The sequence below is a fragment of the Streptomyces antnestii genome (assembly GCF_004005495.1).
Classification (GTDB): Bacteria; Actinomycetota; Actinomycetes; order Streptomycetales; family Streptomycetaceae; genus Streptomyces; species Streptomyces antnestii.
The window spans coordinates 102,855-116,853 of sequence record NZ_RZYA01000019.1 but is presented as its reverse complement, the minus strand read 5'-3'; the positions used below and the strand labels follow the sequence as shown (position 1 = coordinate 116,853).

The following is a 13,999-nucleotide window of genomic DNA, read 5'->3' as shown; positions in this document are numbered from 1 at the left end:
AGGAGACCGGGCTCCGGCTGACCGAGGCGTTGCTGATGCAGCACGGTGATTGGCATCCGGGCACGGGCACCACCGCGTGGGTGGAGGTGCGGCCGCGCGAGGGCCAGCGGAGGCGGTTGCGGGTGAAGAACCAGCAGTATCGGCGCGTCTACATCAGTGATGACATCGACGAGCTCCACGGAGAGTACCTGTTCTGGCTGGTCGACCTGGGTCTCGAACTGCGCGGCGACGTGCCGGTGTTCGTCAATGTCTTCCGGGGGAGTTCGGGCGGCCGCTGCGGCCGGAGACGGTCTACGACTGGATCGAGGGCTTCAAGCGCAGGTACCCGTTGCTGTCGGCGGGATGGACCCCGCACTGGTTCCGGCCCACTCACGCCACGGCGCTGCTCCTGGCCGGCGTTCCCGAGCACGTCGTGCAGCGCCGCCTGGGACATGCCGACATTCAGACGCTGATGACGACCTACGCTCACGTCACGGAGGACGCCGCGATGCGGGCGGCCGCGGACTGGAAGACATTGGCGGCTCGCTGGGGTGCGGTCGCATGAACCAGGCTCTGCTCTATCGGCCACGGCGCACGGCCCAGTCCGCCCCGCGGTTGGGCCACACCGGGATGTTCGACGTGGAGATCAATACGCGTCTGGCGGAAGGACTGCCGGCGGCTGCGCGGGAGTCGTATTTCAACCGGGCGACGATGCCGCGGCACTGGCTGGACGCGATCTTTCGGACCCACGTTTCGGACCCAACGTTTGGAGCCCGCTCGGCTGGGAGGGGAGGAAGCCGGAGCGGGCTCTGTTCCAGATACTCGGGCCCGATCCCGTGCGGCGCCTCCCGGACGGAGCGTTCGCGTGAACCGCCCCGGGCGCCACGGCGGAGAACCTCACGTGGCGGCGCGCGTGGCCCGGGCGAAGCGGGCGCCCCACTCCCGGACGTGTGCCGCGAACTCCGGTGGTCCCAGGACCTCGAATTCGGCGCCCACGTTGCCCAGTGCCTGCGTCGGCCAGTCCAGGGAAGCCGACGTCATGGTGAGCCGGCAGCTGCTCTCGTCGACGGGTTCGACTGTGCCCCAGTGGCCGACCGTCTGCCGCACCCGGTCGGCGGACGCGTGGACAAGGGCCTCGACCGTGTACGGGGCAGGGGCCCCGGTCGCCTCCTGGACGAAGGCCACGGCATCCTCGCCGGGGAGCAGTCGCGGCCGGAAGCGCGTGCCGGTCGCCGTCGGGCCGGTCAGCCGGTCGAGGCGGAAACTGCGCCAGTCGTGCCGCCCCAGGTCGTAGGCCACCAGGTACCAGCGTCCGCCGAGCGCGACGACGCGGTGCGGCTCGACCTCGCGCTCCGTGGGTGCGGAGCCCCTGGCCGTGTAGCCGAACCGCAGCCGCTCCTCGTCCCGGCACGCCTGGGCGACGGCGGTGAGGACGCCCGCCCCGACGACCGGCCCGGAAGCGGCGGCGGAGACGGTCATCGCCCGCAAGGCGTCCACCCTGGCCCGCAGTCGGGGCGGCAGGACCCGGACCACCTTGGTGAGTGCGCGCAGCGACGCCTCCTCCATCCCCGCGATCCCGCTCTGCGCCGCGTCACCGACTCCCACCGCGAGGGCCACCGCCTCCTCGTCGTCGAGCAGCAGCGGCGGCAGGACGGCGCCGGGCGCGAGCTGGTAGCCACCGTCGGTGCCCCGCGCCGCCCCGACCGGATAACCGAGCTCGCGCAGCCGGTCGACATCGCGGCGCAGCGTCCGCTCGGAGACCCCGAGCCGGCCGGCCAGTTCGGGGCCGGACCAGTGCCGGTGGGTCTGCAGGAGCGAGAGCAGTCTGAGCGTGCGTGAGCTCGTGTTCGCCATGACGACATCCTGCCCGGACTTCCGGTCAGAAACTGGCCGGAAGCCTCCCTAGGGTCGATCCCGAGGACCACACCCGAGGCGAGGACGACACAAGAATGATCACCCGTGAGATCCAGCTGACCGCCCAGATCACCGGCACCCCCACGCCCGACCACTTCACCGTCGCCAAGACCGAGGTGGACGGCGAGGTCCTGGTGCGCACCGACCGGATCGGGCTCGCCGCGACCTACCTGGAGTTGATGCGGGCCGACTGCACGATCCCGGTGCCGGCCTGGCAGCCGGGGCAGCGGGTCGGGGTGGCGACCATCGGCACGGTGGTCCGGTCCGCCGGCCCCGACCTCGAAGTCGGCGACCTGGTCCAGTCGATGAGCGGCTGGAGCGAGTACTCGGCGGGCCCGGCCGCCTCGTACGTCAAGCTCAGCCGTGAGCTCTACGCGGACCCCGGCTACTACTTGGGCCAGGGACCGACGGCCTACTACGGGATGGCCGAGGTGGCCGGCGTCGGCGAAGGCGACGTGGTCTTCGTCTCCGGCGCGGCGGGCGGGGTGGGCTCGTTGGCCGGACAGATCGCCAAGTGCCTCGGTGCGGCGCGGGTGATCGGCAGCGCCGGCAGCCCGGCGAAGGCCGACCACTTGGTGAACGAGCTGGGCTACGACGCCGCGTTCGACTACCACGACGGCTCCACCGCCGACCGGCTCAGGGAACTCGCGCCCGAAGGGATCTCGGTCTTCTTCGACGTCGTGGGCGGCGAGCAGTACGAGGGTGCGCTCCAAGTGGCCCGGCCCGGAGCACGGTTCGCCCTCTGCGGCTCCCTGTCCAGCCAGCTCGGCGGCGCGACGGAGCGCTTCCCGCGCCCCGATCGAGCGGCCGCCGAGGCCAAGGGCGTCGAACTGCTGCCGTTCTCCTGCCACCACACGCCCGATCAGATCGAGGCGTGGCACGACCACTTCAGCACCTGGCTGAACGAGGGCCGCTTCGTCTATCCGCAGACAGTCGTGGAGGGCGGGATCGAGGACGTACCGCAGGCGTTCCTCGCCCTGCTGCGGGGTGCGTATCGGGGCAACGTCTCAGTACGGCTGTCGTGATGGTGATTTGGTCGTGATGGTCGTGACCCGGACCCCTGAACGGCTCAGCCGTTGCGTACGGGCTCCGGCTTCGGGCTGAGCCGCTGGGAGATGAACTCCAGCAGCGGCTTGCGCTTGGTGTTGTGGAACGCGGCGATGCGCCACTTGCCGTCGTCCTCGCGGACGAAGGTGTACGTCTGGATCTTGGTGAGCTTGCGCGGTCGCTCGCCCTTGTAGGTGTCGCCGCGGCCGCTGACGATGGCCGCGTCGGCCCCCTGGAAGCGGATGCCGATGACCTCGTCCGCGAGTTCGGTGCCTTTGAGGAACGTCGTGAACAGGGCGCGGTGGCTGTCGGTGATCTCCTGCCGTCCCTGGTGGAGGGAGCCGGTGAACGTGACGTACGTGGCGTCCTGGGTGAACAGTTCGCCGTATGCCTCGGCGTCGTGTCGCCCCCAGGCGGCGGTGAGTTCGCTCAGTACCGAGGTGATCGCGGCGGTGTCCTGCGTGGTCGTCATGGCGAGGGCCACCTCTCTTGGTTAGACTGGAGCAGATTCTGCATATCTGCATTATCTGCATGCATGCAGATAACTCTAGGAGGTGGCTCCCTTGATCACAACCCCTGCGGACCCGGCCGACGAGCACGTGGTCTTCCGTCAGTACCTGGACGCCGTGGGGCTTCAGGGCCTGGCCAGCGCGGAAGCGGCCGGACTGCACACGTCGGAGTGGTACGCGCTGAGCCTGATCAGCCTGGAGGGCAGCCTGACGTCAGGCGAACTGGCCTCCAGGACCGGGCTCACCACCGGCGCCACCACGCGCCTGATCGACCGCCTCGAACGGGCCGGATACGCCCGCCGTGCCGCCGACCCCAAGGACCGCAGGCGGGTGATCGTCGAGCCGGTGCCCGGCGCACTCGAACGGGCCGAGGAGGTCGTGGGCCCCGCCCGCCGCCACATCGCCGAGGTCCTGGCCCGCTACACCCCCGAGCAACGCGCCCTGCTCTTCGACTACTTCAGGCATGCCGCGCCCGCGTTCCGCGCCGCCACGGAGGAGATCCGCAAGGCCGCCACCACGCAGCGCACCAGGACGTCCAGGGCCAAGAGCGATCAGTGACCGCGTGCGGGGCCAGGCATCGACCTCGTTCAGGTGGGAGTGGGTGCAGCCGTCCCCTTGGGGTTGACCGCCCGGACGAAGGCTGTGTCGGTCGCCCGGTCCAGGTAGCACCGGCCGCCGTCGAACCTGCTCGACACCTCGTCGTCGAAGGTGTCACTGTGCTCCCACTTCGCGCCCGCCGGAAGGTAGTTGGACAGGCCCTTCTCGAACGACGAAAGGTGGACACCCGCAGCTACGACGTCGAAGCCACCGCCGGCCACCAACCCCGCCACCTTGCCCGGCTGCAGCTGGAGGACCGCGGTGAAGACGAGGTCGGGCGAGGGGAGCAGGGAGCGCCCGCCCGCCTCGCCGTCGCGATTCGTCGCCCAGTGCGCCTTCACCAGCGGGCCCAGGGCCGGGAAGTACTTCGCCACCGCGGCCTTGTCGGTGTGGTCTTCGGGGCGGCGGCGTGTGTCGGCTGAAGTCCACCAGCCCACGCCACCGGCACCGCCACCAACCACCGCTGCCGCGCCCAGCAACAGCACCGTCCGTCTCTTCACCGGACATCCTCTCTCGTGGTCCGCTCCGTTCCCGTAGGCGAGGGAGTCGGTCCGCGGGGTGCGCGTCGTGGCCGGGACTCTACATGGGCGGTGAGGGCCTCCCGGCGGGCGGCGGAGCCGGGTCGGTCGTAGCCTGCGGCCATGACTGACGTCGCACCCTCCACTCCGCAAGAAGCCTTCGACCTGCTGATGGCGGGCAACCGCCGTTTCGCCGCCGGTACCCAGGAACACCCCCACCAGGACGCCGCCCGCCGAGCCGAGATCGCCCCCGTCCAGAGCCCGTTCGCCGTGCTGTTCGGGTGTTCCGATTCCCGGCTGGCCGCCGAGATCATCTTCGACCGTGGGCTCGGGGACCTCTTCGTGGTGCGCACCGCCGGGCACGTGGCGGGACCGGAGGTCCTGGGCAGCATCGAGTACGGCGTCAGCATCCTGGAATGCCCGCTGGTCGTGGTCCTCGGGCACGACGCGTGCGGTGCCGTCGCGGCGGCCCGCGCCGCCGTGGAGGACGGGACGACCGCGCCCGGGTATGTGAGGGACGTGATCGAGCAGGTGACGCACAGCGTGCTGGCCGCCCGCGCCGCAGGCGTCAGCGAGGACGACGACTTCATCGCCGAACACGTCCGGCACTCGGTCGACTTCCTCATGGACCGCTCCCGGGAACTGTCCGAGCAGGTCGCCGCGGGACGCACCGCCGTCGTGGGCCTGTCCTATCGTCTGGCCGACGGCAGCGCCCGCCTGGTCACGTCCCACGGCGTCTCCGCGGGCTAGCCGGCCCCCGCCGCGTCAGCGGCGGACGACAACGAGGCGCCGGGCCATGGTGGTGGCCGCCCGGCGCCTCGTTGAAATGCCTCTCCCTGTCAGGGAGTTCGGTGCTGCTCCGGAGGTTCCGGAGGTCGAGTCACCGTCTCGCCCGGAATGACGCGGGGTGTCTCGGCAGAGCCGCTGTCGTTCTCGTGCTCCTTCGTGGCCCTGGCCTCCGCCTTGAGGATGCGCGCCGACTTGCCCGCGGAACGGGCCAGTTCAGGCAGCTTCTTCGCGCAGAGCACGAGGACGACCACGATCAGGATGACGCCTATCTCGCTGATCCCGAACATTCAGTCCTCGCCGCCCTCGTTCTCGTCGTCGCCCTCGAAGAAGTCCCCGACCTCGTCGACGACTTCGGCGGCGACCAAGCCGCCGACCACGCCGACGGCGAGCCCGGCCGCGCCGGCCGCGACGACCGTACCCATGCCGGGCCCGGAACGGTGACCGCCGTCGTGGTGATGGTGGCTGTCGGCATAGTGGCCGTGGTCGGCATGCCCGTATGCGGAAGCCTGCGACCCGTATGCGGCGGCCTGTGACCCGTAAGCCGACCGATGCTCGACCAACTGCCGCACCCAGCCGTCGACCAGCGCGTTCCAGTCCTGGTGGTGGACGCCGTCATGGGCGACGGTGAAGCGGGTGAGCGCGTCGTGGCCGGCGGAGAAGAAGCCGGCGCGCTTGTCGGCCTCCAGGACGACCTCCATGCCGCCGGGAGCGGCGAGGAACGTCACTTCGATCTCGTTGACCGCGTGCGCGTACTGCGGCGCCGGGGTCAGCTCGATCTCCTGGTAGAAGGGCAGCTGCTGGCCGGTGCCCCCGATCCGCCCGTACTCCAGGTCCGCCGACCGGAAGCCGAAGCCCAGCTGTCCGAAGGCTTCGAGGATCGCCTCCTGCACCGGCAGCGGTCCGACCGCCAGCTGGTCGAGGTCTCCCTTGTCCCTGGCGCCGGCCACCGACAGCTCGGTGCGCACCCCGAGGACGATGCCGAGGCCCTGCCCGTACAGCTCGGTGACCGGGGTCTCCCAGGGCAGCGTCACCGAGAACGGCACGCTGTGCTCCGCGCCCTCGGCGAGCCGGAATCCGCCACCCACGACGAACCGGTCGAAGGCGACGGTGCCATGGCTCTCGCCGTCCTCGTGCTCGGCCTCGATGCGCGCGACGAGTTCCAGCGTGATGTGCTCGATGTCGAAGTCGCCGCTGCCACCCTTGAGATGGACCCGGCCGGAGAGTGCGGAGCCCGGAGCGGTGGCTCCCGGGGCGAGGACCGTGTCGACGGTGGGGCCGCCCACACCGAGCGAGCCGAGCAGTCGTTTGAACACCATCGAGGCGTTCACTCCCTTTTGTTCGTACGGGGGTTATGAGGGTTATGGGGGTTACTGGGGTTACGAGGGTTTCTGCTTTCTACAAGCATGTAGAAGCATACGGCCGGTGCTGCCGTCGTGTGCCGATCCGCCGGAGTGACGTGCGCATGCCTTGACGAGTGGTCTCGACCACAAGCACTGTTGCGGATGCCGTTCTTCGACCTGTGGGGGGTTCGTGAAAAGCAGACTGTTCGGCCTGGGCACGGTGTTGGTCGTTCTCGCCGCCGTGGGGGCCACCTCGGTGCCCGCTTCGTCGGCGCCGAGCTCGGGGCCCGCCGGTACCTTGCCGCTCGGCCCCGCCGGGCTGCCCGAGACGCGGACCACGCAGCAGCTCCAGCCCGGCGTCACGCTCACGCGGATCGTGCGCGGCGCCGACGCCCCGGCGCTCGGGTGGACGGTCGAGGTCTCCATCCCGGCCGGTGCCGGCTCGCCCGACCCCGATGCGCCACCGTCGGCGCTCAACGACCGCGCGAGCGCCGACAAACTGGTCGCCGACCTGCGGGCGGCCACGTTCGACGCGCGGGCCGAGCAGGTCACGACGGCCAGGACAGCGGATTTCGCGGGCGGCACACTCGGATGGCGCGTCCGGGTCGGGCAGTTCGACTCACAGTCCGCGGCCACCGCCGAGCGCACCAGGCTCCGAACGGCCGGCTACACAGGGGCCGCCGTGTACCGCGGGTGGGACGGCGAGCCCGGAAGCCGGGGCCCGTGGAAGATCGACGTGCTCACCATCGACCCGCACCGCTTCCACGGCGCGCTGAAGGCGTCCTATGGCCCTGACCTGGAGAACAGGGAGAAGACCAGTGAACTCATGGCCGCCGCAGGGGCGAACGCGGGGATCAACGCCGGGTTCTTCGTCCTCGACCCGAAGGCCGGAGCCCCCGGGGACCCGGCCGGAGTCGGTGTGTACGACGGCCGGGTGCTGAGCGAACCCGTGAGCGGGCGCCCCGCCCTGGTGGTCCACGACTCCGGCAGCCGGACCGGCGTCACCCGGCTCACCTGGCAGGCCAAGGTGACCGGCCGGGCCGCGTCGCTCCCACTGGACGGGATCAACCGTGTCCCCGGCCTGATCAGGAACTGCGGTGGCACCGCCGACGACAAGCCGACGGCCCTGCCGCTGCACGACGTGACCTGCACGGACGACGACGAACTCGTCGCCTTCACACCCGAGTTCGGCAAGCGGACGCCGAGCGGTGAGGGGGTCGAGGCCGTGATCGACCGTCACGGCCGGGTGGTGGAAGCGCGTTCGCCCCGCGGCGGACCACTGCCCAAGGGCGGCAGTTCCGTACAGGCGACCGGGCAGGACGTCGCGCGGCTGAGCGCGCTGGCGAAGGTCGGCCAGCCACTGCGCGTCCAGTCCGCGTTGAAGGACGAGCAGGGCGGGACGGTCTCCCCGCCCGCAGGTACCAGCGTCCTCAACGGTGGCCCTGAACTCGTCCGGGACGGGCGCGAGCACGTCACCGTTGCCGCCGACGGCATGGTCCAGCCCGGCAATCCGAGCTTCTACTACGGCTGGGTGCACAAACGGAACCCCCGCACGCTGGCCGGGACGGACGCGGCCGGCCGGACCGTCCTCGTCACGGCCGACGGACGCAGCACCGGCGCGCTCGGCCTGAGCATCCCCGAGAGCGCCGCCGTCGCCAAGGCACTCGGGCTGCGGGACGCGATCAACCTCGACGGCGGCGGATCGACGACGATGGTGGTCGACGGTCAGGTGATCAACGTCCCTTCGGACGCCACCGGTGAACGCCCCGTCGGAGACGCCCTGTTGATCCTCCCCGAGAGGAGCTGACAGGGAGCTGACAAGGAGCTGACAAAGGCGGGCGCGCGCCACGCACCATCCCAACCCGCCTTGCCCGGCACACTCCGCGACTCCGCTACTTCGCTACTTCGCTACTCAGCCACCCTGCCACCCCGTGACCACTGACCTCCGGGAGCCGCCATGAACAGCCGAACGTCGCGCCGCGCGAGACCCGTCCTGCTCGTCCTGGTGGCCCTGTTGCTGGCCATGGCACCGAACACGCCGACCCTGGCCGCCACCCCGCCCAGCGACGTACGGGCCTCCGCTCCCACCCGGGGAGCGGAGGTGGTCGGCGTCAGGCAGGTCGCGGACCGGCAGGTGGATCTGTCGGTACGCTCCGCGGCCCTCGGCGGCAGGACCGTGAACGTCCGACTGCTCACACCCGACGGCTGGAACCCGCAGGACCAGGACCGTCGCCGGCACTGGCCGACCCTCTGGCTGCTGCACGGCTGCTGCGGGGACTACACGTCATGGACGAGCCGGACCGACATCGCCCGCATCGACAGCCTCCGCGACGTGCTCGTGGTCATGCCGGAGGCGGGCTGGAACGGCTGGTACAGCGACTGGTGGAACTACGGGCAGGGTGGCGACCCGGCCTGGGAGACGTTCCACACCGGCGAATTGCGCCGGCTCCTGGAAGACGACTGGGGAGCGGGCCCGCAGCGTGTGGTCGCCGGCCTGTCCATGGGCGGACAGGGCGCGCTGCTGTACGCGGCCCGTCACCCGGGACTGTTCAAGGCGGCCGCCGCGTACTCCGGTTCCGTACACCCCTTGCTGAACGACGAGTCGGTGAACCGGATCATGGGATTCTTCGCGGGTCAGGGCAACGACCCGCTCAGGGTCTGGGGCGACCCTGTGGCCCAGCGGAACGTGTGGGCGGCCCACGACCCGTACTACCTGGCTAAGCGCCTCAAGACGATCCCGGTGTACCTGTCGTGCGGTGACGGCACCGCCGGGCCCCTGGATCCGCCCGGCGCCAGGAACGCCCTCGAAGCCGACTTCAACCGTCAGAACCACGCCCTGGCCACCGCGCTCGAACGCGCCGGCGCCCACCATGTGACGACCAATTTCTACGGGCCGGGCACCCACAGCTGGCCGTACTGGGAACGCGAGCTGCACGCCTCGCTGCCGATGCTGCTCGGGGCGCTGCGGGCCCCGGCCGCGTCCTGAGTCCAGAGGTCCTGGGGCCAGAGGTCCAGAAGTCCTGAGGTCCAGAGGCGCTGGGTTCAGGAGATTCCCGAGGCGCGGAGCACCGCCTGGGCCGTCTCGTCGTCGATGCGGTGGCCCAGACGGGCCAGGTCGTCCGCACCGTGGCGGAGGGTTCCGCGTTCCAGGGAGCGGCGGACGCCGGTGTCGAGTTCGTGCCAGAGCAGGGGGTTGGCCGCGAGTGTCCGGGGGTCCAGTTCCAGGCGGTGGCCGTAGATGTCGCGCAGCACCACGGGGGAGGAGATGCCGCCGTACTGGCGTACGGCGGCGAGCGCGTCCGTGCGGACGACGCACCGGCGCCATGGGGTGCGTACCGCGAGCCAGCCGGGGCCCGCGCTCACCCGCTGTGGCAGCAGGACGGCGCACAGCGCGGCCGACAGCGCGAACCAGAGGAGAGCGCGAACGGGCGACAGGCTTCCCGCGTCCCAGTCGACGAGAAGACACAGGGCGCAGAACACCACGCCGCAGCTCACCGCGAGCCGCGCGCTGCCACGCCAGTGACGGTCGTCGGCCGTGTCCGCCGGTCTGATTCCTCCCATGGGGCCGACGCTAGGCGCCGCAAGGAGGCCGGCGACCGTCGCTTACGGGGTCCTGACGCCGGCCGAGCGAATCCTGACGGTCTTCTGACGTGGGCCGGTGCCCTCAGCCGGTGTGGACGCGGGGACGACGCTCGCGGTCCGGTTCGGCCTCGCGCAGGACTTCGCGGGTGACCGGGGCGACCTCGCCCTGGCCGAACAGGAAGAAGCGCAGGAAGTTGGCGAAGGGGCTGCCCTCGGTCCACTCGAAGTAGATGTGCGGGGTGCAGCGCGTCATGTCCCGGACGTGGAGCAGGAGGGCCGCCAGGGCGTTGGGGATGGACGCGGACTCCACGGTCAGAACCCGGTAACGGTTGTGCAGGACCTCGCCGCGCACGGTCAGGCCCGCCTCGAACTCGGAGGGGTCGGTGACCGTGACCTCGACGAAGACGAAGTCCTCCTGGTCCGGCATGTCGTTGTCGGCCCGGATCTGCTCGATCTTGTCGCGGTACTCGGCCTTGTCGCGGGCGTCGGGTTCGTTGGCGATGAACCGGATCTTGCGGCTGGCGATGTCACGGATGAATCGTTCCGCCAGCGGATCGAGCGTCACGCTCGTCACGCGCAGTTCGAAGGCGCGGGCCAGCCGGGACGCCAGCGACACCAGGATGATGCCGACGATGAAGCAGGCACCGATCTTCACACCGTCCGGGCGCTCGATGACGTTCACGACGGTCGTGTACAGGAACACGGTGGCGATGACCGCGAAGGCGATCGTCCACTTCCGCTGCCCGGCCTTGCGGGCGGCGATGGTCACCGCGATCGCCGCGGAGCTGATCAGCACCAGCACGCCTGTGGCGTAGGCGCCGCCCTGCGCGTTGACGTCGGCGTCGAAGATCCAGGTGACCAGGAAGGCGACCAGGATGAAGACGATGACCATCGGGCGGACGGCCCGCGCCCAGTGCGGGGCCATGCCGTAACGGGGAAGGTAGCGCGGCATCAGGTTGAGCAGCCCTGCCATGGCCGAGGCGCCCGCGAACCACAGGATGGCGATGGTCGAGATGTCGTAGACCGTGCCGAAGGTCCCGCCCAGATACTCGTGGGCGAGGTAGGCGAGCGCGCGGCCGTTGGCCTGGCCGCCCGCCTTGAACTCGTTCGCCGGGATCAGCACCGTCGTGATGAAGCTGGTGGTGATCAGGAAGGCGCTCATGATGACAGCGGCCGTGGTCAGGAGCTTCTTCGTGTCGCGGATACGGCCCGTGGGGCGCTCGTCGGTGTCACTGTCGTCGCCCTGGACGTGCGGCATGACGGCGACGCCCGTCTCGAAGCCGGACAGGCCGAGGGCGAGCTTGGGGAAGACGACCAGGGCCACGCCGATCATGACGAACACGTTGCCGTGCTGCGTGGTCAGGGCGCTGGTCCAGTCGGTGACCACGTGCCCGGCCGTGGCGACGTGCCACAGCCCGACGATCACGACGACGATGTTGAGGGCGAGATAGACGCCGACGAGGGCGACCGCGACACCGATCGCCTCCAGGAAGCCCTTCAGGAACACGGCGCCGAGCAGCGCCAGCAGAATCAGGGTGATCACCATCTGGTGACCGTGGAGTGTGCTGACCAGATGCGGGTTCTCCACGAGGTGGGTGGAGGCGTCCGCGGCGGAGAGGGTCATGGTGACCAGGAAGTCGGTGGCCGCGAAGCCCAGCAGGGTCAGGACGAAGAGTTTGCCCTTCCAGAAGGAGAGAAGGCGCTCCAGCATGGCGATGGAACCCTCGCCCCGGGGGCTCTCCTCGGCCACGCGGCGATAGACCGGCAGGGCACCGGCCAGGGTGACGATGACCAGCACGACCGTCGCGATCGGCGAGAGCAGGCCGGCGGCGAGGGCGGCGATGCCCGGCTGGTAGCCGAGGGTGGAGAAGTAGTCGACACCGGTCAGGCACATCACGCGCCACCAGCGCTGGCCCTTGTGCGGAGGCTCGGGCACGGCGTGCGGGCCGGTGTGGCCGCCCGCCTTGCCTATGTCGCCCAGGCCTTCCAGCATCCACGTCCGCAGTCGACTCGGCGGCGGTTGTTCGGTGGTGGCCATGGACGTGCTCTCCCGATGTGCGGCTCAGCGTGGGGTTTCCGCCATCACTCGGACGGCGGAAACCAGCGTAAGCAGAGAGTGACACGCGGGCCCACGGTTGATCTCGCGGAGCGCGTCAAGCTTCCGTTAAGGACTCGCGGGGAGAGCGCAGGTGCTGCCCCGATCACGGAGTGTGAAGAGGGGTGTGGCTGAGGGGCGACTCACGGAGCGTGCAGGGGTTGCCGAGGGGCGACGGAGCGGGGGGCTGACAGGTCTGGGCGGCCGGAAGCCCGTCGCCGGTCAGCCGGTGCGGAGGATCTGTCACCCGGTGTGGAGGATCTGTCAGTCCGTGTGGAGGATCCGGAAGCGGTCGGGCTCCGCCGGGTCCCGGTCGACGATCTGGACGGGTGCCCAGGCCCATTGCCAGACGTTGATGCCGGGTGTGCGGGAGAAGCGGATCGGGCCGCGCGTGCCCTCGACTGCCACGCGCGGCCATGACTCGGCGATGGCCTCACGGTCCGTACCGTGGGAGCGCAACACCTCGGCGAGGACGGTGACGGTGTCCCAGCCCTCGAAGGCGACGAAGGAGGCCGCCTCGCCCAGGCGCTGGTGGAGTTCCTTGCCGACGCGTTCGCCGAGCGGGCCGAGGTGCTCGGGCAGGTAGCGCAGGAAGGGGATCCCGGCACCGTCCCTGCCCAGGGCCGTGGCCCATCCGGTGAACTCCGGTTGCCCGGCCGGGGCGCCGATCAGGAGGTCCGCGAGCCGGCTGTCGCCTCGGACGGCTCTGACGATGGGCGTCGCCGGCTCCGGGTGGCCGACCAGCAGGAGGAGCGCCGTCACGCCGTGGTCGACAAGCGCGTCGCACAGGGCCTCGGGTGTGAGCGTGTTCGTGTCGAGTTCGACGACACTGCCGCCGCGGGGAGTGAGGTGGTCCCGCAGGATGCGGGTCCCGGACGCCCAGTAGACGCTCGGCTGGGTCGCCACGGCGATCCGATGCCGGCCCTCGCCGACGAGGAAGTCCGCGTAGGCCCGCCAGCCGTGGGACTGGGCAGGGGCCACGCGAGCGACCCACTCCGAGGGTTCGTCGACGAGGGCGTCGAGCACCGCGGACGAGCAGAGGAACGGCACGCCGAGCGCGTGGGCCCGGGCGGCGGCCGTACGGGCCACGACGCTGTGGTACTCGCCCGCGATGGCGGCCACGCCCGAGGCGGCCAGCTCGTCCACAGCCGCGGCCGCCCGCTCGGGATCGGCCGCGGTGTCCCGAACCACCAACTCCAGTGGTCTGCCGTCGATTCCGCAGGCGCCGTTGACCTCGCTGACGGCCAGTTCGAGCCCCGCGAGCAGGTGCCGGCCCGCCTCGACCCATCCGGGCCGCGTCAACGGGACGAGGGCGCCCAGGCGGACGGTCGACCCGCCCGACCCCTCCGACCGCTCTGTGAACTCCGCTGCGGACAGCGCTGATTGCGTGTTCGTCGGCGTATTCATCGGCGTATCCACCGGCATGTTCATCGGGTGGCGTCTCCCCTTGGGCGATGTGGATGTGGCCCGCCCGGACCTCGCGCGGGACGGGGCGGCGTTTCGAGTTCATCATGTCTCGCCGCGGCGGCCGTGCCCGGGTGACCAGGTAGTCATGCCGGTCATAGGTGACCCCGGCGGTACGTCGCACTATCTTTGGCCGGATGCACCCACAGCAACCGCACGCCGCCC

At 70.6% G+C, this 13,999-nt stretch carries 13 protein-coding genes and 1 pseudogene; 6 read left to right on the top strand and 8 right to left on the bottom strand.

Annotation, left to right across the window (positions count from 1 at the left end):
• Window positions 1-193: 193 nt before the first annotated feature.
• Window positions 194-418, top strand: a pseudogene (locus EOT10_RS43230) (hypothetical protein); the annotation flags it as partial.
• Window positions 419-876: 458 nt separating this feature from the next.
• Here EOT10_RS43230 and EOT10_RS31040 read toward each other — a convergent pair.
• Window positions 877-1,833 carry a helix-turn-helix transcriptional regulator gene (locus EOT10_RS31040; RefSeq protein ID WP_127831693.1) on the bottom strand — a complete coding sequence of 319 codons (957 nt, stop codon included), beginning with the start codon at window positions 1,831-1,833 and terminating at the stop codon, window positions 877-879.
• A 95-nt stretch (window positions 1,834-1,928) separates the two neighbouring features.
• On the opposite strand from EOT10_RS31040, the gene EOT10_RS31035 reads away from it, so the two are divergent.
• Window positions 1,929-2,918: an MDR family NADP-dependent oxidoreductase gene (locus EOT10_RS31035; RefSeq protein WP_127831692.1), complete on the top strand. Its 990-nt coding sequence runs from the start codon at window positions 1,929-1,931 to the stop codon at window positions 2,916-2,918.
• Window positions 2,919-2,962: 44 nt separating this feature from the next.
• Here the strand turns inward: EOT10_RS31035 and EOT10_RS31030 are convergent, their stop codons facing one another.
• On the bottom strand, window positions 2,963-3,412 hold the full coding sequence (locus tag EOT10_RS31030) for an SgcJ/EcaC family oxidoreductase (RefSeq protein WP_127831691.1): 450 nt from the start codon (window positions 3,410-3,412) through the stop codon (window positions 2,963-2,965).
• A 91-nt stretch (window positions 3,413-3,503) separates the two neighbouring features.
• Between EOT10_RS31030 and EOT10_RS31025 the strand changes: the two genes are divergently transcribed.
• Window positions 3,504-4,007 (top strand): MarR family winged helix-turn-helix transcriptional regulator, encoded by a 504-nt coding sequence (locus EOT10_RS31025; RefSeq protein WP_127831690.1) that lies wholly within the window; start codon window positions 3,504-3,506, stop codon window positions 4,005-4,007.
• A 29-nt stretch (window positions 4,008-4,036) separates the two neighbouring features.
• Here EOT10_RS31025 and EOT10_RS31020 read toward each other — a convergent pair whose 3' ends face one another.
• On the bottom strand, window positions 4,037-4,546 hold the full coding sequence (locus tag EOT10_RS31020) for a hypothetical protein (protein WP_127831689.1): 510 nt from the start codon (window positions 4,544-4,546) through the stop codon (window positions 4,037-4,039).
• Between the two features lie 141 nt (window positions 4,547-4,687).
• Between EOT10_RS31020 and EOT10_RS31015 the strand changes: the two genes are divergently transcribed.
• Window positions 4,688-5,314 (top strand): carbonic anhydrase, encoded by a 627-nt coding sequence (locus EOT10_RS31015; RefSeq protein WP_127831688.1) that lies wholly within the window; start codon window positions 4,688-4,690, stop codon window positions 5,312-5,314.
• A gap of 89 nt (window positions 5,315-5,403) precedes the next feature.
• Here EOT10_RS31015 and EOT10_RS31010 read toward each other — a convergent pair whose 3' ends face one another.
• Complete coding sequence (locus tag EOT10_RS31010) at window positions 5,404-5,640, bottom strand: twin-arginine translocase TatA/TatE family subunit (protein ID WP_127831687.1); 237 nt, start codon at window positions 5,638-5,640, stop codon at window positions 5,404-5,406.
• Complete coding sequence (locus tag EOT10_RS31005) at window positions 5,641-6,669, bottom strand: sporulation protein (protein WP_127831686.1); 1,029 nt, start codon at window positions 6,667-6,669, stop codon at window positions 5,641-5,643.
• Window positions 6,670-6,883: 214 nt separating this feature from the next.
• On the opposite strand from EOT10_RS31005, the gene EOT10_RS31000 reads away from it, so the two are divergent.
• The gene (locus EOT10_RS31000) at window positions 6,884-8,500 is read left to right on the top strand and encodes a phosphodiester glycosidase family protein (RefSeq protein ID WP_127831685.1); all 1,617 of its coding nucleotides are present in this window, start codon (window positions 6,884-6,886) and stop codon (window positions 8,498-8,500) included.
• A 150-nt stretch (window positions 8,501-8,650) separates the two neighbouring features.
• The gene (locus tag EOT10_RS30995) at window positions 8,651-9,679 is read left to right on the top strand and encodes an alpha/beta hydrolase (protein WP_127831684.1); all 1,029 of its coding nucleotides are present in this window, start codon (window positions 8,651-8,653) and stop codon (window positions 9,677-9,679) included.
• Window positions 9,680-9,735: 56 nt separating this feature from the next.
• Here the strand turns inward: EOT10_RS30995 and EOT10_RS30990 are convergent, their stop codons facing one another.
• The 3 genes from EOT10_RS30990 to EOT10_RS30980 form a co-directional block, all read right to left on the bottom strand.
• A complete protein-coding gene (locus EOT10_RS30990; protein ID WP_127831683.1) occupies window positions 9,736-10,254 on the bottom strand; it encodes a hypothetical protein in 519 nt (172 codons plus the stop codon).
• 103 nt (window positions 10,255-10,357) lie between these two features.
• Window positions 10,358-12,313, bottom strand: coding sequence for an APC family permease (locus tag EOT10_RS30985; RefSeq protein ID WP_127831682.1), 1,956 nt, complete (start codon window positions 12,311-12,313; stop codon window positions 10,358-10,360).
• A gap of 321 nt (window positions 12,314-12,634) precedes the next feature.
• Window positions 12,635-13,777: an ABC transporter substrate-binding protein gene (locus EOT10_RS30980; RefSeq protein WP_127831681.1), complete on the bottom strand. Its 1,143-nt coding sequence runs from the start codon at window positions 13,775-13,777 to the stop codon at window positions 12,635-12,637.
• Window positions 13,778-13,999 lie beyond the last annotated feature (222 nt).

What these genes read in the sequence shown, in the direction of transcription:
- EOT10_RS31015 (WP_127831688.1), top strand. Translation starts at nt 4,688, where the DNA reads ATGACTGACGTCGCACCCTCCACTCCGCAAGAAGCCTTCGACCTGCTG.
- EOT10_RS31040 (WP_127831693.1), bottom strand. Translation starts at nt 1,833, where the DNA reads ATGGCGAACACGAGCTCACGCACGCTCAGACTGCTCTCGCTCCTGCAG.
- EOT10_RS31010 (WP_127831687.1), bottom strand. Translation starts at nt 5,640, where the DNA reads ATGTTCGGGATCAGCGAGATAGGCGTCATCCTGATCGTGGTCGTCCTC.
- EOT10_RS30980 (WP_127831681.1), bottom strand. Translation starts at nt 13,777, where the DNA reads ATGAATACGCCGACGAACACGCAATCAGCGCTGTCCGCAGCGGAGTTC.
- EOT10_RS30985 (WP_127831682.1), bottom strand. Translation starts at nt 12,313, where the DNA reads ATGGCCACCACCGAACAACCGCCGCCGAGTCGACTGCGGACGTGGATG.
- EOT10_RS31030 (WP_127831691.1), bottom strand. Translation starts at nt 3,412, where the DNA reads ATGACGACCACGCAGGACACCGCCGCGATCACCTCGGTACTGAGCGAA.
- EOT10_RS31035 (WP_127831692.1), top strand. Translation starts at nt 1,929, where the DNA reads ATGATCACCCGTGAGATCCAGCTGACCGCCCAGATCACCGGCACCCCC.
- EOT10_RS30990 (WP_127831683.1), bottom strand. Translation starts at nt 10,254, where the DNA reads ATGGGAGGAATCAGACCGGCGGACACGGCCGACGACCGTCACTGGCGT.
- EOT10_RS30995 (WP_127831684.1), top strand. Translation starts at nt 8,651, where the DNA reads ATGAACAGCCGAACGTCGCGCCGCGCGAGACCCGTCCTGCTCGTCCTG.
- EOT10_RS31005 (WP_127831686.1), bottom strand. Translation starts at nt 6,669, where the DNA reads ATGGTGTTCAAACGACTGCTCGGCTCGCTCGGTGTGGGCGGCCCCACC.